Annotated in this window: 19 protein-coding genes and 1 tRNA gene; 4 read left to right on the forward strand and 16 right to left on the reverse strand. The window is 47.7% G+C overall.

Annotated features, from left to right (window positions below; genetic code table 11):
* The first annotated feature begins 171 nt into the window (after positions 1 to 171).
* Positions 172 to 1,461 (forward strand): cysteate synthase, encoded by a 1,290-nt coding sequence (locus L990_RS14470; protein WP_052181050.1) that lies wholly within the window; start codon positions 172 to 174, stop codon positions 1,459 to 1,461.
* A gap of 142 nt (positions 1,462 to 1,603) precedes the next feature.
* On the opposite strand, the gene L990_RS14475 is transcribed toward L990_RS14470, so the two are convergent.
* From L990_RS14475 to L990_RS14525, 11 genes are all read right to left on the reverse strand, one after another.
* Positions 1,604 to 3,118 (reverse strand): TolC family protein, encoded by a 1,515-nt coding sequence (locus L990_RS14475; protein WP_047450850.1) that lies wholly within the window; start codon positions 3,116 to 3,118, stop codon positions 1,604 to 1,606.
* 12 nt (positions 3,119 to 3,130) lie between these two features.
* Positions 3,131 to 3,733 (reverse strand): TetR/AcrR family transcriptional regulator, encoded by a 603-nt coding sequence (locus L990_RS14480; protein ID WP_047450852.1) that lies wholly within the window; start codon positions 3,731 to 3,733, stop codon positions 3,131 to 3,133.
* A gap of 201 nt (positions 3,734 to 3,934) precedes the next feature.
* Positions 3,935 to 4,549 carry a lipoprotein signal peptidase gene (locus tag L990_RS14485; protein ID WP_047450854.1) on the reverse strand — a complete coding sequence of 205 codons (615 nt, stop codon included), beginning with the start codon at positions 4,547 to 4,549 and terminating at the stop codon, positions 3,935 to 3,937.
* Positions 4,550 to 4,718: 169 nt separating this feature from the next.
* On the reverse strand, positions 4,719 to 4,913 hold the full coding sequence (locus L990_RS14490; protein WP_047450856.1) for a hypothetical protein: 195 nt from the start codon (positions 4,911 to 4,913) through the stop codon (positions 4,719 to 4,721).
* 36 nt (positions 4,914 to 4,949) lie between these two features.
* Complete coding sequence (locus L990_RS14495; RefSeq protein WP_047450857.1) at positions 4,950 to 5,207, reverse strand: hypothetical protein; 258 nt, start codon at positions 5,205 to 5,207, stop codon at positions 4,950 to 4,952.
* A gap of 105 nt (positions 5,208 to 5,312) precedes the next feature.
* The gene (locus tag L990_RS20080) at positions 5,313 to 5,540 is read right to left on the reverse strand and encodes a hypothetical protein (RefSeq protein ID WP_156121611.1); all 228 of its coding nucleotides are present in this window, start codon (positions 5,538 to 5,540) and stop codon (positions 5,313 to 5,315) included.
* A 382-nt stretch (positions 5,541 to 5,922) separates the two neighbouring features.
* The gene (locus L990_RS14505; RefSeq protein WP_047450861.1) at positions 5,923 to 7,488 is read right to left on the reverse strand and encodes a vitamin K epoxide reductase family protein; all 1,566 of its coding nucleotides are present in this window, start codon (positions 7,486 to 7,488) and stop codon (positions 5,923 to 5,925) included.
* A gap of 471 nt (positions 7,489 to 7,959) precedes the next feature.
* Entirely contained in the window at positions 7,960 to 8,205 is a 246-nt protein-coding gene (locus L990_RS14510) for an HTH domain-containing protein (protein WP_052181051.1), read from the reverse strand.
* Positions 8,206 to 8,486: 281 nt separating this feature from the next.
* Positions 8,487 to 9,011 carry a hypothetical protein gene (locus tag L990_RS14515; protein ID WP_047450863.1) on the reverse strand — a complete coding sequence of 175 codons (525 nt, stop codon included), beginning with the start codon at positions 9,009 to 9,011 and terminating at the stop codon, positions 8,487 to 8,489.
* An 18-nt stretch (positions 9,012 to 9,029) separates the two neighbouring features.
* Positions 9,030 to 9,758, reverse strand: coding sequence for a hypothetical protein (locus L990_RS14520; protein WP_047450865.1), 729 nt, complete (start codon positions 9,756 to 9,758; stop codon positions 9,030 to 9,032).
* Between the two features lie 114 nt (positions 9,759 to 9,872).
* Positions 9,873 to 10,286 carry a hypothetical protein gene (locus L990_RS14525; protein ID WP_047450867.1) on the reverse strand — a complete coding sequence of 138 codons (414 nt, stop codon included), beginning with the start codon at positions 10,284 to 10,286 and terminating at the stop codon, positions 9,873 to 9,875.
* Positions 10,287 to 10,538: 252 nt separating this feature from the next.
* Here L990_RS14525 and L990_RS14530 point away from each other — a divergent pair, with 252 nt between their 5' ends.
* Both L990_RS14530 and L990_RS14535 read left to right on the forward strand, forming a co-directional pair.
* On the forward strand, positions 10,539 to 11,480 hold the full coding sequence (locus L990_RS14530) for a carboxypeptidase-like regulatory domain-containing protein (protein ID WP_047450869.1): 942 nt from the start codon (positions 10,539 to 10,541) through the stop codon (positions 11,478 to 11,480).
* Positions 11,481 to 11,798: 318 nt separating this feature from the next.
* A complete protein-coding gene (locus L990_RS14535) occupies positions 11,799 to 12,518 on the forward strand; it encodes an NUDIX hydrolase (protein WP_052181052.1) in 720 nt (239 codons plus the stop codon).
* 177 nt (positions 12,519 to 12,695) lie between these two features.
* On the opposite strand, the gene L990_RS14540 is transcribed toward L990_RS14535, so the two are convergent.
* The 5 genes from L990_RS14540 to L990_RS14560 all read right to left on the reverse strand — a co-directional run bounded on the left by L990_RS14540 (position 12,696) and on the right by L990_RS14560 (position 18,755).
* Positions 12,696 to 13,265, reverse strand: a complete 570-nt coding sequence (locus L990_RS14540; protein ID WP_052181053.1) for a Crp/Fnr family transcriptional regulator — start codon at positions 13,263 to 13,265, stop codon at positions 12,696 to 12,698.
* Positions 13,266 to 13,371: 106 nt separating this feature from the next.
* The gene (scpA, locus tag L990_RS14545) at positions 13,372 to 15,471 is read right to left on the reverse strand and encodes a methylmalonyl-CoA mutase (protein WP_047450873.1); all 2,100 of its coding nucleotides are present in this window, start codon (positions 15,469 to 15,471) and stop codon (positions 13,372 to 13,374) included.
* A gap of 100 nt (positions 15,472 to 15,571) precedes the next feature.
* Complete coding sequence (locus L990_RS14550) at positions 15,572 to 15,961, reverse strand: GxxExxY protein (protein WP_047450875.1); 390 nt, start codon at positions 15,959 to 15,961, stop codon at positions 15,572 to 15,574.
* Positions 15,962 to 16,003: 42 nt separating this feature from the next.
* Positions 16,004 to 17,866 carry a methylmalonyl-CoA mutase small subunit gene (gene mutA, locus L990_RS14555; protein ID WP_047450877.1) on the reverse strand — a complete coding sequence of 621 codons (1,863 nt, stop codon included), beginning with the start codon at positions 17,864 to 17,866 and terminating at the stop codon, positions 16,004 to 16,006.
* 229 nt (positions 17,867 to 18,095) lie between these two features.
* On the reverse strand, positions 18,096 to 18,755 hold the full coding sequence (locus L990_RS14560) for an HAD family hydrolase (RefSeq protein ID WP_052181054.1): 660 nt from the start codon (positions 18,753 to 18,755) through the stop codon (positions 18,096 to 18,098).
* Positions 18,756 to 18,831: 76 nt separating this feature from the next.
* Here L990_RS14560 and L990_RS14565 point away from each other — a divergent pair.
* Positions 18,832 to 18,906 (forward strand) — tRNA-Ile (locus tag L990_RS14565).
* Positions 18,907 to 19,297: the final 391 nt, after the last annotated feature.

A 19,297-nucleotide genomic window follows, 5' to 3' on the forward strand; every position in this document is an offset into this window, starting at 1 on the left:
CGGGTTTGAAAAAGGGGCTTGGCGAAGCCTTTGCGGTGGCGGCAGGAGGCTCCGCTGCAGCCTAATTGGCGGTAAATATGAAAAAAATCAGCCTTAATCGCAGGTCAATAATGGCTAAGGCGCACGATATAACCCCATAAAATGTTAATTTTGGGCTCTATTCCAATTTTTATGGCAAGAGAATTGAGCAAAACGGCCTACACGCTTCGATCTGTAGCAACAGGTAAGGCCTTCGAAGATACGGGTTGGTCGCTCGACCCGCAGGGAGAAACTACACCTAGCTTAATTAGGGCGGAGTACCAGCACAAACAGCTGAATGTAAAGGACGAGGAGTACGGGATCTACAAGTTTGCCGATTGGCTACCTGTATCTAGGATGCTGAAAGGCTCGTCGGCACCGGTAACCTACAAGAGCGAGGGGCTTGCCCAGGAGCTTGGGCTTTCGAACCTATACGTCACCTTTAACGGCTGGTGGCCCGAGCGAGGTGCTTATAACCGAACCTGCTCCTTTAAGGAGACCGAGGCGTACTCTGTTTGCGGTCGTATGGGCACCGACTTTGGAAAAACGCTTGTTGTTGCCTCGGCAGGTAATACCGCACGCGCATTTGCTAAGGTTTGCTCCGATAACGAGATTCCGTTGCTGCTATGTGTGCCCGAGGATAATCTCGATGCGCTTTGGTTTGACAAGCCAATTGCCAGCTGTGTAAAGCTGATTTGCACCAAAAAAGGCAGCGACTACTTTGATGCCATCAACCTTTCGAACCTAGCCTGCCAGGTGGATGGGTATATTGCCGAAGGAGGAGCAAAGAACATTGCTCGTCGGGATGGAATGGGTACAACCATGCTCTCGGCAGCCACGTTTATAGGGCAAATACCCGACTACTACTTTCAGGCTGTAGGCAGCGGAACAGGAGCCATTGCGGCTTGGGAGGCAAACCTTCGTCTTATTGCCGATGGGCGATTTGGTGCTAGAAAGGTAAAACTGATGGTAGCCCAAAATGCTCCGTTTACTCCCATGTATGATGCTTGGAAGGCCGACTCGCGGGCGCTGCTACCAATGGACGACGACGATGCCCGCCGTAGCGTTGAGGAGATTGTGGCCAAGGTTTTATCTAACCGTAAGCCTCCCTATTCTATCACAGGTGGGCTGTTTGATGCCCTGAAGGATGCTGGCGGGGATATTCTTGTGGCAACCAACGAGGAGGCGGCAGCTGCTGCCGAAATGTTTGAAAAGCTAGAGGGGATAGACATCCATCCTGCTGCAGCCATTGCGCTGGCATCGCTGATTAACGCCGTAAGGGATGGATTGGTTGAGCCAGATGCGGTTGTCATGCTAAATATTACTGGAGGCGGAGAGGATCGGTATAAGGGTGACTTCCCGCTTCATTACCTCAAGCCATCGGCCATATTTGATTATAATCCGACGTTGGAGGAGGTTCGGGAACGAATTGCCAGCCTGTAGAAACTTAAAATATTATTTAGCCTAGCATTGATCATATGCTAGGCTTTTTTGTTTGGTAGGTATAAAAAAACTCCCGACGTACACCACATACCATCGGGAGTCAGAGATAAATTTGAAACAGGTTCAAATTCACTGGGCACAGCTATCGCAGCTCTCCAAGTACCTTCTTTAAGTTAGAATCGCTAAGCATGGCTTCCATTCTAGCATCAATATTTTCGGATATGGCGCTTTGCCATAATGCTTGTGCTTCTAGTACGTCCGAAGCCGAAAGAACACCCTCCTTGAAGCCATCGCTGGCTACCTTGAGGTTCTCCTCTGCCTTGTCAATGTTCTTTTGGGTCATTGCCACACGGCGGTTGGCTTCGTTGACCTTAAAGATAGCTTGATTCACCTGTAGGGTGATCTTCTCTTTGGCCTCTTCCATCTTCATGGAGGCTATTTTTTGTTCCACTTTTGCGGCGGTTAGTGTATGTTGTCTTTCGCCCCAGTGGAAAATAGGGATGTTTAGAACAACACCAACATTCCAGTCGAATCCAAAATCATTGGTTAGCCCCTTGTATGGGTTGGGGTTAGCGGCAAGGTAGTTGGCCGTAAGCACAACGTTGGGCATAAATCGCGAGCGGGCAAGCTTTACGCCAGACTCTGTCATGCGGTTGGCTAAATCGAGCGCAACCATTTCGTTGCGATGGCCAAGCGCATAGCTGGCATAGCCGGTGTCGACAACGCTGGCGAGCTTAGGTGTGGGCTGATCGGCAAGGATAACTTCGGAATCGAGGGGGAGGCCAATTTGTTGGCATAACGCCATCTTTGATAGCTGTAGGCCATCTTCCGCTTTGGATAGATTTAGATCGGCCTCGTTAACCTTGACCTTAACCTTAAGCTGGTCGTTGCGGGTGATAACGCCCTCCTTAAACATATCGTCAACATCGCTATTTAGGCGGGTGATGAGGTTGTTGAAATCTTGAGCCAGCTTAACTTTGGCCTGCAGCGATACAACGCGCCAGTAGGCCTCGTCGACATTGTAAAGCGCGTCGGCATCGTCGATCTTTTGCTTGGCAACGGCCACCTCTTTGGAGTAGCCAGCCACCTTGTTTATTTCGCGTACCTTTCCGCCCAGGTAAACAGGCTGGATGAGGCTCACCATTCCGATGTAGTAGTTCTTTTGCTCCACTCTGGTTTGATCGGCAGGAAGGAAGGCGTAGTTCTTCCAATCGAGCTTTTCGGGATTTTCTTTGGGGTTGAACGGTTTCCCATCCTTATCTAAGGGGGCAGGAGTACCGTTTATGATGGTCCACTTGTTGTTAAGGCTTTCGGACGAAATGGTTCCGTCAGCATTTAGCTTGGGAAGTGAAGGTCCGAAGCTACCGTCGCCATACTTTACGCCGATGGGGAGCATTTTATCTTCGCTTAGCAGCTGCAGCTCGTTGTTGGTACGTAGGTAGGTGGCGGTGAAGCTAATGTTGGGATAGTAGTGCGCCTTGGCTGCTTTTTGGAGCGCATCGGCGGCTTCGACCTTGGCGGCGGAAATCTGTACTCCCTTGTTATGCTCGAGCGCCATCTTTCGGCACTGCTCTAATGTTAGTGGTGTGTTGGCAGCTTGGCCTAATGCACCAGTGCAGGTAGCAATGAATGCGGCAAGGACAATTGTCTTTCTCATAGTTTGAACCTTCTATTTTGATAGTATTCCGTTAAAAATAATGGAGAGCAAGTCGTCTATTCGTTGGTCGAGGTTGCCTTGGCTCTCGACGTCGGAGAAGAGCGGAATTTCGAGCCCTTTTAGGACGGTGAAGTAGGCAACTGATGCAAACTCTACGTGCTTTAGGGCAAATTCGCCATTTTGTGTACCCTGCTCTAGTATCATTCGGATGTGCTCGATCTCCTTCTTATCGTACTTGCGGCGAAGCTTTTCGGTAAGCGCTGAATTTATTGGCACTCCGTTGTTGGTTAGCTCGAAATAGTTGGCCAGCTGGAAAATGAGCGCCATGCGCTTTTGTGTGTACAATTTCAGCTTTTGGCTGGCGGGGTTGCTGGAGGTTACGATTTGCTCGAACTCGCTTCTAAGCCTATCCACCTCGGCATCGACTACCGCCTCGAATAGCTCCTCCTTGCTGTTAAAGTAGTAGTAGACAAAGCTCTTCACCTTGCCCAAACTCTGACAGATCTGCTCGAGTGTCGCCTTGCGGTAGCCCAGCTTGCAGAACACCTGGCTGGCCACCTTGATGATGTTTTCGCGCTGATCGTCTTTAACGTTCGGAGTAATCCCGTTTACCATCTATTTGAACAAATAATAAAACCGTTCAAAATTACATCAAATGTGTGAGATGAGTCAATAGTTTTAGTATAAATGTTCTTTAAAGCGGATAATATTTTCACCATTGCGGATGCATAGGGAAAAACAGGCGATGAGGTGGGGGTAAAACAGAAGCACCTCAGCTTGGGGCCGAGGTGCTTGCTTACTATTGTGGTTGCAATACTAGTCTTGAGCAAACAGCTTGCGCTGGAACAGAAGAATATAGATAACGCCGCAGGATATGGCCGCATCGGCAAAGTTGAATACAGGACGGAAGAAGACGAAATCCTGTCCACCCCAAATTGGGAACCAGCTAGGGAAGTGCCCTTCGATTAGCGGGAAGTAGAACATGTCTACCACCTGACCATGCAGGAAGCTGGCGTAGCCGCCGCCTTCGGGGAAGAGCTGGGCAACCTGTCCCATTGAGTGGTTGAAGATTAACCCGTAAAAAGCGCTGTCGATAATGTTGCCAAGGGCACCGGCCATGATTAGCGCAAGGCCAATAACGGCACCGTTGGTGGCCTTTTGCGTACGGATGAGGTGACGAATGTAGAATCCGATGGCAACAACGGCTCCGACACGGAAAAGGCTTAGCAGAATTTTTCCGAACTTACCCCAGAATTCGATGCCAAAGGCCATCCCATAGTTCTCGGTAAAGTGGATGTACGACCAGCTGCCAAAGATGCTGTAGGATTCGCCTAGCATCATGTGGGTTTTGATCCATATTTTAATGGCTTGGTCGACAATGAGAATGGCAACAACAATAAGTGCTGCTTTTTGGCCTATGGTAAGCTTCATACGATGATTCTTAATGTTTGAGGGGCAAAGATATAAAAAGAAGCGCTTAAACTAATCGGGGCGGGAATAACTAACCTTAATAACTTGTTAGAATTTGAATGGGCTGAGGATGGTGATCGATTAAAAAAGGCTACCGTTAAGTAGCCTTTTTAGTTTTGTGCATTGGATGCTAGCAGCGAACAAGCTGGCATTTACATCTGTACTGCTCTTCTGGATCAGGAAGCATTGGGCAGGCTTTGCCAATGTAAACATCATCTAAAAAGCATTGCATACCGCAAGGTATTGCACCGCCAACAACGGATTGTTGCTCTTGGTGGCTAAGAATTTTGCTAGATTCAATGTTTTTAATGCTTAACTTCTTCATCACAAGGTTTTGTTTGAAGTGATTTTGGGGTATTAATTAAATATCCGTGGTGCCACAATCGAGCTTACGGCAGTCGATTACGTTGAAGCTGGCTCCTTCTGGGTAGATGCCGGAACACGCGGAACCAGGATCTCCAGAGGTGTACCAACAGCTAGATTCTCCGCTGTTAGAATAGCACATTACGCATAGGATTCCAGAATTAGCACTTTCACGTGCACCGCCTACAATATTTCTCTTCTCGTTAATAGAGAGAACCTCTGTAGCCTTTACATCTGAGATGTTGAATTTATTCATTATTAGAGGCTGCCTTTTATCTACTTCAAAAAGCAGCAAAAACTTTAGTTTAACTTGATTTTATTTTTTGTTTTCTTAGTTCTAAGATGCTCTGGGGGCGTTTGACTACCAGCAGCGGCAAAGGTCTTCCATATGTAAAAAAACGGAGGTGCAGCTAGAGACCATCTCATCGCATCTACCTCTACTTTCACATTCTGCAGCTTGAGGATCACAAATGCCACGCTCTACGCAACATGTTTTCCATTCTTGATGGCTACCTCCAAGGATCATTTTACGTTCGGTAGAACTCAATACTTCCGAAGGTTTAATGTCTGAAATGCTTAGATTTTTCATCGCTTTCCTTTTTTTGAGTGTAGTTTAGTCAGTGGGAATTTCTCCTTTACAAAATTCTAGGCACGATATTTCACAACATTCGAAAATCCTTCTGTCGGGAGCTATGCATGTTTTGCATGTGAATGAAATTGTCAGCCCTCCTACAATGTTTTTTTTCTCGTCGCTACTTAGAATGCTTGCGCTTTCGATTGCAGATATGTTTAACTTTTTCATAGTGTATTCTGCCTTTTATCTATTTCAAAAGGCAGCAAAAACTTTAGATTTGTTTGATTTTTGTTTGCATCTGCCACTTAGGCTGGCGGAGCGTCCTGGTTGTAGTAGCACCTAGTGCTGCTGCAACCTTTTTTTGTTGCAGATTTTTTACGTTCTCCGTTTGCTGATTTTATAGTACGCTGTATTTAAGATCGTATAAGTCCATGTCGAGCTTCCATCTATGGCCGTTGACATAGATGGTTGGCGTAGCATTTATGCCCAACGATTCGGCCCAATGATTTTGCAGCTCGACAGCTTTATAGTCTTCTTCTGTTATAGCAGCAGGGTATTGGGCGATCCACTTGTCGTAATCGGTATGGGTAAACCAGCTTAAGACAGCTTCGCGAAGTGTTGTTTCGGGAAGAGTCTTTGCTAAGGATATTAGATGTGCGGCGACCTTAAAGGCTTTATGCTCGCGATTGTTGGCAACAAGAAATCGGAGATTAACTCTAACCTGACTATTCGACTCGTTGAGGAGGCTGTGCAGCTTACTAAAAGAGTTGGCACATGGGCGGCAGAAGGGATTTACCACTTCGGTTATTACCAGCTTGGCGTTGGGGTTGCCAAGAACAACCTCTGCCTCAAAAGGAGCGATGCTGATGGGAGCGTTTTCGCTGAGGAGGCCCTTTAGCACCTCTGGCTTACGTTTTAGGCGGATGTAGAGGTTCTCGAAGTTTTCTAAGCGTATGTTGTCGTTAAGCAGGGGCTTGATAAGCATCCATGCGATGGAGGTTAGAATCGTGAAAAGAAGAGCCGCAGATATGGCGTTTGGGGCAGGAATTGCCAGCTGCACCCCGTTTAAAAGGAGGACGGATAGCGCTTCGAGAACAAGCATTGTGGCAACGCCCATGCAGAAGGGACACCATTTTTTGATGACAGTAAGCTGGTAGATGACGGAAAACAGCACAAATGGAAGCGATAGCACGGCAAGCCAAGAGAGCAGCGGAAGCACATTGGCAGCGAGCCCAAAAATTGCAGCAGCAGTTAGGGTAAGTAGCGTGCTTGTGAAGTAGATGAGCCCAATATCTGCCAGCTTTACTTTTCCAAAAAGGGAGGCTGCCTTGGATTTCAAGACCTCATTGCATCCGGTACTTTTAGTTAAGGAGCAGAGCTTATTGGTTAGAGCCGTATCCACACCAAGCTCGTGCGCGGCGAGCAGGGATACCATTGCTAGCCCGGCTGTCTTTATCGCTAAAAGAAGCAGGAACAGCGGCGACGAGCTGAGTGCGGGCATTGTAAGGAGTACCAGCGCAAAAATAGCAATGGCTACCTGAGGCGCATATGAGGTGTTGGGAGCTGCAGCGACCTGCTCTGGCTCTTTTGAATTTTCGGATGCTTCTGCAAGAACGGCAATGCCGCTCCAGTGTTGGGTGAACTGCTCGATGGAGTACTTTTTCTTAGAATGCACCTCGGTGGAGACAACCGCTTCTGTATCGGTTATGCTGTGGAGTAGCGCAAAAGTGCCATTTTGCTCCTGCATGAATAGGAGAATGGGCAGCTGCACCTGGTTGAGCTGCTCGAGAGTTGCCCGAAATGCAATGTTTTCGACCTTGTACTCGTTGAGTATGCCTGTTATCCCTTGAAGGCTAGGGTAGTCGGGGTGCGTTTGGATTCGTTTTTCGAGAGCCGACTTATTGTGCTTGACGTTGAGTGCATGGAATAAGTCTGATATTATGTCTGTGATTTTGCTTTTCATGTAGTATAAAAGTTAATTGATGTTTTTACAATACTACAAAAGCTCGCTCTAGCATTTCTGGAGTTTGCCACAACCTATCAAGACAACAGCTAAATATTACAAACAAACATATTCGATGCTATACAAAATAGGTGCGTTGAATTGTAAGGTTTATTGAGTGTAGAAGACCTATAACGATGGTTGAAACGAATTATTAACCGATTATCTACCTGTAAGATGATGCTGATGTGTGTTAGAATGGACAAAGGGAAGCGTATGGCGAAGATAATTTTAGTATGACTTGTTGGGTGAGTGTTAATAAACACTGTAGTTGAAGGTGGTTGGATAGTGAGCGAGGGAGAGTGAAGGGAAACCTACATAGAATACGGGAGAAGGGCCATAAGGTGGTGTAGGGATATGATGGGACAGCACGCGCTGCGATGTTTTAGCGTGAAACGTGGTGATTTGCTTAATGAAACAGGTATCAGCTGGCTACTCCTTACTCGATGCTGGATCGTATCCAAACTTAAAGGCTACCGGATGCTCGTAGTAGTAGGTATTCCGGTTGCGCGAATAGGCAATTGGGCCGCCCATCTTCTTGAGGGTGGCTAGCAGCTCGTAAAGAAGGCTCTCGGATATATTGAGCTTCTCGGCAAACTCTTTGGGCGTACCTGTATTTTGATGGCGGATGTGGTGATCGGCATCGGCTAGCCGCTGGGTTATTCTTTCGATATTCATAGCTAATATATTTTATATGGGATGCCATAAATGTAGCAAAATTTATAATGGATGATGTGGGGTTCCTCTATTTTGTTGAAGATAGAGTGAGGCGTTTTTTATGCCAATAGCATTGCAGCGTTGCACATTATACTGTGAGGAATAGTGATGTTTCCTACTTTTTCTGTTTGGTGATGTGCGCGGTAAAGCGGGCAGCCGCCGGCTTTATTGGGGGATGGTGGCGGGCGGCTGCAGTGCTTTTGGGGTGGAGGTGGATGGACGAGGCGGCTGCTGTAGTAGGACTAGGGGTGAAACAGGTAGAGGTGGTAGCCAATGGAGTAGATGAGCGGATTTAGCTGGAAGCGATCGGTGCTTTGTACCCAGATGGTGGCGCTGTGGTACTGCTGCTGGTAGCGGCGCTCTCCGTTGCGGTAGCCTATTTCGGCAAAGAGGGCATGCCGCTGGTTGGCCGTTAAGGCGAGCTGCGCGCCAAGGGCTGCCTGCACAAAGGGAGTGTTGACCTTGTAGAGCGGGTTGCGGGGGATGTAGATGCCTGCTCCTGCGGTGGTGTAGACCTGCCATCTGTTGCGCTGCACTAGGCGGCATCCGAACTTTAATCCACCTATAATATCGTCGAAAACGGCATTAACATCCTGGTTGGCTAGGCCAATAAATCCCTCGACCCATAGCGACTTGATGGGGATGGGGGCTTGGTAGCTTAGCGTGAGCTCGTTGTGGGCAATGGAGGCGCCTAGCATGTGGTAGCGCTGGGCTGAAGAGCTGCAGGCGGCGGCAATAAGGGCTACTAGTATTACAAAATTTTTCATACGAATGGAGGTTTACGGCTATTTGGTAAGCTGCACGGTGATGCTGCCTACAATGGAGAGGGCGCTGGTTATGGTTTGATCGATTGGATAGATTTTGCCATCGGAGCCGTCGGGGCTGCCGTGACCAACGAGCGTGAGCGTTACGGGCTGGCTGCTGCTGGGGGTGATGGTGGCGGCGTAGATGAGCGACGGCTGGCCGCTGCCGCCGCTTCCACCCGAGTAGTAAGGCGTGTTGGGGGAGGTGTCTTTGGTGTAGTAGCTGTTAAAGTCGGTGGAGTGGTTGACCTCTACCTTTACGACCAAGGGTTGGCTAAAGGAGGCCAACGTAAGCTTAAGCTCCTTGCTTGCTTTGGGCGTTGCGCCCGTAATGCCATCGGGCAGCGGCGCGCTTTTGGTGGGGAGGTAAAGCCCGTCGGGGGCTAGGACGCCTCGCTGGTGGCACCAGTGCGGAAGCGCCTCCTTGCGGCGGTTTCCGTTGTTGGCAATCCATCCCTGGCGGGCAATTTTGTAGGTAACGTAGACCGATGTGAGGTATCTGCCGTTGGTATCTTCGAGCCAAATGGCCAGCTGGGGTGGGTTGAGCTTGCTTATGCCGAGGAACAGCGGGTAGCTATGGAGCCAATGTTTTCCTACGTTTAGGTTGACCTTTATGTCGCCGCTGCTGTAGGTGAGCGGCTCCTTTTTGCAGGCCGAGTGGGCAAGCAGCAGTATGGCTAAGGCGGCAAGCAACAGCTTTTTAGTGAGCATAAGGTTGCTATTATTTGGTTTATACGGCAAAGGACGGGAATGTGGAGGGCAAAATATTTGACAAATGTCACAAAAAGGGGAGAGGTGTTGGGGAGGCAAGGTGCTGCTGATGGCTTAAGCTGGGATATCAGATGAAGAATGATTAGTGCAAGCCAACATAATCGTTTTGCAGGTCAACAAAGCGGTCTTGCAGGTCAACAAAACGTCTTGCATGTCAATAGAATCATTTTGCAAGTCAACAAAACGGTCTTGCAGGTCAATAGAATCGTTTTGCAGGTCAACAAAACGGTCTTGCAGGTCAATAGAATCGTTTTGCAGGTCAATAGAATGGTCTTGCAGGTCAATAAAAACGTCTTGCATGCCAATAGAATCGTTTTGCAGATCAACAAAACGGTCTTGCAGGTCAATAGAATGGTCTTGCAGGTCAATAAAACGGTCTTGCAGCTCAATAGAATCGTTTTGCAGGTCAACAAAATGGTCTTGCAGCTCAATAGAATGGTCTTGCAGGTCAACAAAACGGTCTTGCATATCAATAGAATCGTTTGTAAGTCAATAAAACGCTCTTGCAGCTCAATAAAAACGTTTTGCAAGTCAATAAAATGGTCTTGCATATCAACAGACCGGTCTTGCATGTTTAGAAGGGTTGGTTTTTATGCGAAGAGGGTGGAATGAAAAAAAATGAAAAAAGGGTAAAAAAAATGGGGTTTAAATTGGAACATTTTAAATGATGCTTGTTTATTATAGAGAAAGGGGTTTTGTTTAACTAAACAGAATAAGACAATGAACCAAGAGCAAATTCGGAAGTACGTGGTATTTACCACTCTTGAAAGCCATTCGAAAATGTACCCTTCGGTAACGAGCAAGCTATTGGGCTACGACGAAAATCTAACCCTACTATCTGATAACAACAGCTCTATAAAAACCATCAAAGAGTGCATAGAGCGTGGGATGGTAGGGACTGCTACCAATAAAGGGGAGGTTCGAAGCGACTTGATTAAAAAAACGTTGTATTTGGGAGGGAAAGTAGAGAATTACGGTAAGATTATTGGCAACATGATACTAGCCAAGAGCGTACACTACACGGAATCGGACTTAAGTAGAGGAAATGATTCTGAGCTGAGCGATAAGGCTCAAAATGTGTATGCGAAGGCCAAGGAATACAAGAAAGAGCTGGAGGCTTACGGTGTAGATGTTTCGAAAATAGAGGAGCTAAAGGTGACTATCGACAAGTTTGTGACGGTAGTTCCTGCTACACGCATATCTAAGACCACCATGGCCGTTTATAACGACGAGCTGAAGCAGCTATTTAAGGCTAACGATGAGCTGCTAGCTAAGATGGATTTGCTGGTGGAAATGGGTGGCGATAAGTACCCCGATTTTTACCGAGAGTATAAGATAAACCGTAAGCCGATAATGAAAGGCGGGAGCTCGCTATCGCTAATGGGTAGAGTGACCAACGCGCATGATGGAGCAGCTGTGAAGGGAGCGACAGTTACAATAGTTCTTAAATCGGCAGCGATGGCGATGAGCGAGAATGCGGATGTGACGGTTAAAACTATTGTAAAAAAGACCTCGGCAAAGGGAGGTTTTAGAATAAAAAATTTGCCACCAGGAACATATCTGGTAACCATAGAGCAGGTGGGGTATGCACCCAAAACGGTTGAGATAAACGTGACGGGTAGCGACTTGGCAAAGCTAAATGTTAAACTAGAGAGGTTGTAGGTATTATCATATGTTATGTTTTAGTTATTTATTATGGGGCTTCGTTTCGGCGGAGCCCTTTTGTTTTGTGGTAGTGCATATAAATTAGGAGAGAAAAGGCTGCGAATTTGGTGCGCATGGAGGATAATGAAGAGATGTTACCACTACTTTTGTTAGGTAAATGATACTGAACAGCGACCATTTGTTTGCAGCCTTAATCTATTCGATTGGCTAAGGAGCGGGGAGCGGCAGGTGAAGTGGGTGTAGCAGCAGCTACAGGTAAGGTTGCTGCACCCTGCAGCGGAGGTGTTTAGCTTGAAAATGTTAGAATAAGAATTAATGATGAGGGTATTAGAGGATAAGTACAACGGGGTGACGGTTGATTGCGCAACGCTTCCGGATGAGAAGGCGGACTTTTATGAGGGAATGGCTCGTATTCTGGAAGAGGTAAAGGGGAAGAAGCTGCTGTGGGTTAAGATTCCATTGGAGAAATCGGCCTTTATACCCGTTCTTACTGGCCTGGGGTTTGAATTCCACCACTGTAGAAGTAGCTACCTGATGCTGCTAAAGCGGCTAGATGAGCAGGCTATAGTGCCTACGGCGCAAAACTACGTGGTAGGAGTTGGTGCGGTGGTGCTGGATGGACGGGAGCTGCTTGTTGTTAGGGATCGGTTTTCGGAGGGGTACAAGCTACCCGGAGGACATGCCGATAACAATGAATCGCTGAAGGAGGCCCTGTGCCGAGAGGTGAGGGAGGAGACTGGCGTTGAGGTTGAGCTGGAATCTATTGTAAATCTGGGACACTTTGCGCGCGGACAGTTCGGAGAGTCGTGCGTTTACGTTGTTTGTAGGGCGCAGGCACGAAGCCGGGAGATAGCGATTCACGACTCGGAGGAGATTGTGGAGGCCCGATGGTTGGATGTGGAGGCGTTTTTGAGCTCGGAGCATACGAACAACTACAATAGAAGCGTGGTGGCTGCTGCGCTAAAGGGGGGCGACCAGCAGCTGGTGGAGCAGCATATTGCGCTGAAGGTACAGGGGGCTGAGGTTTTCTTCTAGCAGGAGGTGCATTTGAAACAGCGCTTGATGTAGAAAGAAGAGAACGCCAGCTGAATGTATTGAAGCGGATGTAGGAAGAAGCCGGTACGATGTAGAACCGAGAACTTTGGCAATGGCATGCAGCACGGCTGAAAACAGAAGAGATGCAGCCTGCTGCGAGGTGAGGACAAGCGGTTGCTAGCCCTTTTTACGAATGCGGCTAAGCGTTTCGCGGGTGATGCCGAGGTAGGAGGCGAGGTACTGTACGGGTATCTGCCGAATAAACTCGGGGTGATGCAGGCGCAACTGCTCGTAGCGTTCGGCGGCGGTGTAGTTGAGCAGGCTAAAGAGATGGTTCTCGGAAGTGATGGCAACCTGCTCGGCCAGCTTTCGGCCCAGCCGCTCGATGCGGGGATACTGATCGTAAAGCATTTCGAGATCGGCGCGCATGATGATGAGGAGATCCATGTTTTGCATGGCCTGGACGTACACCTTAGACTTTTGCTGGGTGATGAGGCTGGTGTAGGACGAGACCACGTTGGGGGCGAAGTAGAAGTCGCTGGTGATTTCCTCGCCCAGGTGGTTGAAGTGGTAGAACCGAAAGTAGCCGGAGATGAAGAAGGCTAGCTGGTTGGCTACTTGTCCGGCCTCGATTAGGTGTGCACGCTTTGGGATTGTGCAGGTGGTAGCTACGTTGGCAATTGCGGCGACCTCGATGGAGGTGAGGGGCGATATGTTTGCGGCAAACTGGGTGAAAAGGTTAATCATACTAAAACAAAAACGCTATAGCCAACAAATATAGCATGTTTACTACATTGCTGACTATAGCGGTATTATTTACTAATGTAACGCTTTTAGTCGGTTACTTGGTTTACTACTCCTCGTAAGAAGAAAGTAGCAGCTCCATGATCTTGATGGCAGCAGTGGTAACAGGAGTTCCAGGGCCAAAGATCGCAGCAGCACCAGCATCGTAAAGCACTTGGTAATCTTGGTGAGGGATAACACCACCGCAGATAACCATGATATCTTCGCGACCATGCTTTTTAAGCTCGGCGATAATTTGAGGTACAAGGGTCTTGTGACCAGCCGCAAGAGAGGAAACTCCTACAACGTGTACGTCATTTTCTACAGCCTGCTTAGCAGCTTCTTCTGGAGTTTGGAATAGAGGTCCCATATCCACGTCGAAACCTATGTCGGCGTAACCGGTAGCAACAACCTTTGCACCGCGGTCGTGCCCGTCTTGACCAAGCTTAGCGATCATGATACGAGGTTGACGACCTTCGAGCTTAGCAAACTTTTCGCAAAGCTCTTTTGCCTTTTCGAAACTTACGTCGTTTTTCACTTCCTTAGAGTATACACCAGAGATGGTAAGGATTTTTGCTTTGTATCGGCCAACGATTACCTCGCAAGCGTCAGAGATTTCGCCAAGGGTAGCACGAACCTTAGCGGCTTCGATAGCAAGGGCAAGAAGGTTGCCGTCCTTAGTTTCTACACACTTGGTGATGGCAGCAAGTGCCGCTTTAACCTTAGCCTCGTCGCGGTTAGCACGAAGCGTTTTTAGTCTTTCTACCTGTTCGATACGAACGGCAGTATTGTCAACGTCAAGAATATCCAAAGGATCTTCCTTCTCTAGGCGGTACTTGTTAAGACCGATGATAGAGTCGTTGCCAGAGTCGATACGAGCTTGCTTACGAGCAGCAGCCTCTTCGATACGCATCTTAGGGATACCTGTTTCGATAGCCTTAGCCATACCACCTAGCTCTTCTACCTCTTGGATAAGCGCCCAAGCCTTTTGAGCAAGCTCTTGAGTTAGGGTTTCTACGTAGTAGGAACCAGCCCAAGCGTCAACAGCCTTACAGATGTTGGTTTCTTCCTGAAGATATATCTGAGTGTTACGGGCGATACGAGCAGAGAAGTCTGTAGGTAGCGCGATAGCCTCATCAAGAGCGTTGGTATGCAGCGATTGGGTGTGACCAAGAGCTGAAGCCATAGCTTCGATAGCGGTACGGGCAACGTTGTTGAATGGATCTTGCTCGGTAAGCGACCATCCTGAAGTTTGCGAGTGGGTACGCAAAGCCAACGACTTGTTGCTCTTAGGACCGAACTGGTTAACGAGCTTAGCCCAGATAAGACGTCCGGCGCGCATCTTAGCAATCTCCATGAAGTGGTTCATACCAATAGCCCAGAAGAAAGAAAGACGAGGAGCGAACTTATCAACAGAAAGACCAGCCTTAACACCTGTACGAAGGTACTCTAGACCATCGGCAAGGGTGTATGCCAACTCGATATCAGCGGTAGCACCTGCTTCTTGCATGTGGTAACCTGAGATAGATATAGAGTTGAATTTAGGCATATTCTTAGAGGTGTACTCGAAGATATCTGCGATGATCTGCATAGAGAATTCGGGTGGGTAGATGTAGGTGTTACGCACCATGAATTCCTTAAGGATGTCGTTTTGGATGGTACCAGCAAGCTGATCGAGCGAAGCGCCTTGCTCCATACCAGCAACGATGTAGAAGGCTAGGATTGGAAGAACCGCGCCGTTCATGGTCATCGAAACTGACATTTCGTTCAATGGAATACCATCGAAAAGTACCTTCATGTCTTCAACTGAGCAGATAGATACCCCAGCCTTACCAACGTCACCAACAACACGAGGGTGGTCGGCGTCGTATCCACGGTGGGTAGCAAGGTCGAATGCTACCGAAAGACCTTTCTGACCAGCAGCAAGGTTACGACGGTAGAAGGCGTTAGACTCGGCAGCCGTAGAGAAACCTGCGTACTGGCGAACAGTCCAAGGTTTATTTACGTACATGGTTGAGTATGGTCCGCGGAGGAAAGGTGGAATACCGGCAGCATAGTTAAGGTGCTCCATTCCTTCGAGGTCGGCGGCAGTATATGCCTCCTTCACCGGAATCTGCTCTGCAGTATTCCAGGTGTTATCTATTTTAAAATCGTCAAATTTTGGTCTCATCTTCTTTTGTTTTAACACAGAGACACTGAGACACAGAGAACACGGAGTTTTCGTATGTCTTTAATCTGCTGTGCTTGTTTTTAAACTAGATAGTAGAGATTTAGAGAACACCATTGATCTTACGTTTTACTCCTTGCTTAAGGATTGGAACATGAAAGTTGATTAGTAAGCCCAACTTTTTCTCCGATAGCTTTAGGTAAGTCCGCAGCTGAACCTCATGGACCGGAAGAACTTCTTCTACCGCTTTTAGCTCTATCACTACTTTATCTTCTACTAGCAGATCAATGAAAAAATCTTTTTCAAGATTTCTTCCCTTGTAAATAATTGGGAGTTTTACCTGGCGTTGAACATTTAGTCCATTGCGCCTCAACTCTTCGACCAAACAATACTCGTAAACCGACTCCAACAAGCCAGGACCTAGAATCCGATGCACCTCAATTGCAGATGCAAGGATTTTATCTGTTAGCTTATTGTATTCGACTTCACTCATATCTGTGGTCTCTGTGTCTCTGCGTCTCTGTGTTTAAAAAAACTAGATACCTAATTGAGTTTGATACCCTTTCAGTGTTTCAAGCACGTTGCTCTTAACGCTAATGAAGTTGGTTATGCCCTTAGCCTTAAGCTCTTCTTCGCAAGCAGGCGCGCCTGCCACAACGAAGATGGCTTTACCTTTAAGCATTTCGTAAGCTTCGGGAGCGTAGGTTGCGTACTCGTCGTCTGAAGAGCAGATAACAACAACATCGGCCTTAGCTTCTAGAGCAGCGTTAACACCTTCCTCAACCGATGCGTAACCGTTATGGTCGATGGTACGAAGACCAGCGCAAGCGAAGAAGTTACAAGCAAACTGAGCACGAGCACGGCGCATAGCCAAGGCTCCGATAGTTAGCATGAAGGCCTTAGGCTCCTTGCCGCTCTTATCGGTTTTGTAGCGAAGCGCTTCGAATGCCATTGCGCCACGGTATGGAACAAGGCTTTCGGCTACGGCACCTTTGGTTGCTTCGGCACGGGTGATGGCCTCGAGGGTAACATCGGCTTCGACAACTTCGGTGAAGTTTGGATATTGGTTGGTACCAAGAACGGTGTCGCGACGAGTGGCGATGTTCATGTCGCGCTTTTGAGCGGTAGCTTTGATAGCGCTTTGAACGAATCCGGCAGTAAAGGCTGCAACGTAGCCACCCTTTTCTTCAACCTCTTGGAATAGAGCCCAAGCAGCCTTAGCGATAGACGCGGTAAGGGTTTCGATGTAGTACGAACCAGCAGATGGGTCGACTACTTGATCGAAGTGAGATTCTTCCTTAAGAAGAAGCTGAGCGTTGCGAGCGATACGGTCGCTGAACTCGGTAGTATTGCGGTAAGCAGCATCGAAAGGAACAACGGTTAGCGAGTCTACACCTGCAATTGCAGCAGACATTGCTTCTGTTGTACCACGAAGCATATTTACGTATGGATCGTATACGGTTTGGTTCCACCTAGAAGTTTCGGCGTGGATGCTTGCTTTAGCGTCGCACTCAGAAACGCCATATTCGGTAAGCACCTTAGCCCAAAGCATGCGGGCAGCGCGGAACTTGGCGATTTCCATGAAGTAGTTGGAGCTAACCGAGAAGTTGAAGCGGATTGCTTTGGCAACGCTGGTTGCGCAAGCGCCTAGATCGGTAAGCTTAGCAAGGTACTCGTTACCCATTGCAAGGGCAAAAGCCAGCTCCTGAACAGAGGTTGAGCCTGAGTTGTGGAATACGCTTCCATCAACCGAAAGCACCTTGAATCGAGGAAGGGCAGCAGCCTCTTCGATCATCACCTTGGTGTTGGCAAAGGCAGCAGCCTCGTCGGCACACCAAGCGCCCGATAGGGTTAGGTTGCGAAGTGGGCTGTAGTTGATAGAACCGCGAACTTGCGCCAAGTTAACGCCATCCTTTTTCATCTTAGCGATGAATAGTTGGGTTAGGTTACGGCTCTTGCAGCAGCAAACGAAGTTAACTTCAACTGCTACCACGCTGATTCCAGCAAGAAGGGTATCAAGTTCGGCAGCGGTAAGCTCGTTGCAGCTGTTGAACACGAAACCAAGAGAGTCAACACCCTTCATAAGAATGTCAAGTGCCTTTGCGTTAGCAGCCTTTACATCCTCAACAAGGATATCCTGACGAACCAACCAAGCATTGCTGTTGGTGTTGTTGCTACGTACATATGGGAATTGACCTGGGAGATACTGAAGGTGCTCAAGGTTTTTCATATCCTCAGCACGGTAGTATGGACGTACGCTGAAGCCTTCCAATGGTTTCCACACCAGCTTCTTTTCGTAGTCGGCACCCTTAAGGTCAACGTTAATTACCGCATCCCACTCTTCTGTAGTAACAGGAGCGAACTCGGCAAATAACTTAACATCTTTTTCTTCTGCCATAACTAAACTATTTTGTTAAAGTTGCGCCAAAAGTAGGAAAAAATGGGATAGGGTGATTCCGCTATCATTGGAAAGAAGCATCAACATGTTCAAGAACATAGAAAAAAGGATTCTTGAATTCAAAGAATCCCAGCAATCAGCTCGTTACAGGTGCAATTCCTAAATTCGCACCTGTTTAAAATGTGTGATCTGTAAGGCTTGTAGCGGCTGATCTGCTGCTTTGGGTGTGCTAGTATAGTCCGACGGCTTTTGCAAAATCGACAACATCCTCACCTTGGGTTAAATGGTATACTTGCATGCCAAGCTCGTGAGGGGCTGTAAGGTTGTGGAGCGTATCGTCGATAAACAGCGTTTCTTCCGGAATGAGGCCATTTTCCTCAAGCACCAGCTTGTATATGTCGGGGCCAGGCTTTCTTAGTCCAACCTGATGCGAGAAGTATAGCTTTTCGAAAAGCTCGTTCAGGTTTGTTAGCCCATGGGTTGCGTGCAGCGATTGGTAGTAGCTGTCCATGTGTATCTGGTTGGTGTTGCTCAGAAGGAAAGTTCTATACTTACTCTTTATATCAGCAAGGAAGCGCAGGCGGTGTGGAGGGTAGTCGAGCAGCATGGCATTCCATGCAGCATCTAGCATTCGGTCGGTAATGTTTAGCTGGATTAGCGAGCGGAGTTCGTCCCTGAAACTTTGTGGCGATATGGAGCCGATCTCGAGTTTGTCGAAGAGATGGGACTGCGTGGCTTGGCTAAAGAGGGGGCCAAAGTTGTCTACTCCTAGCTTCTCAAACGCTTTTGCCGTTAAATGGTAGTCTATGTTGATGATAATACCGCCAAAATCGAAGATTATATTCTTAAGAGACTCAGCGTTTATCTGCTTTTTTGAAGAAAAATCCATAAAAATTGTCGAATAGATTTTGTAAATTCTCTGCAAAGATGTAAGTTTGCATCACGAAATCAAAACAAGATTATCGGGGCCTATAGCTCAGTTGGTTAGTAGCACCTGACTCATAATCAGGGGGTCGCAGGTTCAAGCCCTGCTGGGCCCACCCAAAGAAAATGAAGCACTTACAAAGAAATTTGTAGGTGCTTTTTTCGTTGGTGGTGCACACGTTTTGCACACGGCTTGTGAGTATGGTATGAAAAGGGCTGAAAAAACTATTGGCAGAACCTGCCAGCGGGAGATCGCTTTCTGTCTTACATGTCTGACCAGTGCTTAGTTCCCCTGATGAATACGGCTGGCTTTGCAGCTCATTGGAAGAAAAACCAATTCAAGAAAGACTAGCGTACCAGCATTTGATCCAGTAATTACTATGGATCGCTATCGCTATATAAGCAGCCTTGAGAGAATCGATTCAAGAAATCATAGCTTACCTAATTTTTGATTCAGCAATACCTTAGATCTGCCATAGCTTCAGCGCTAGCTGATTCACGTAAATC

It is taken from the genome of Alistipes sp. ZOR0009, assembly GCF_000798815.1.
Lineage (GTDB): Bacteria > Bacteroidota > Bacteroidia > Bacteroidales > ZOR0009 > Acetobacteroides.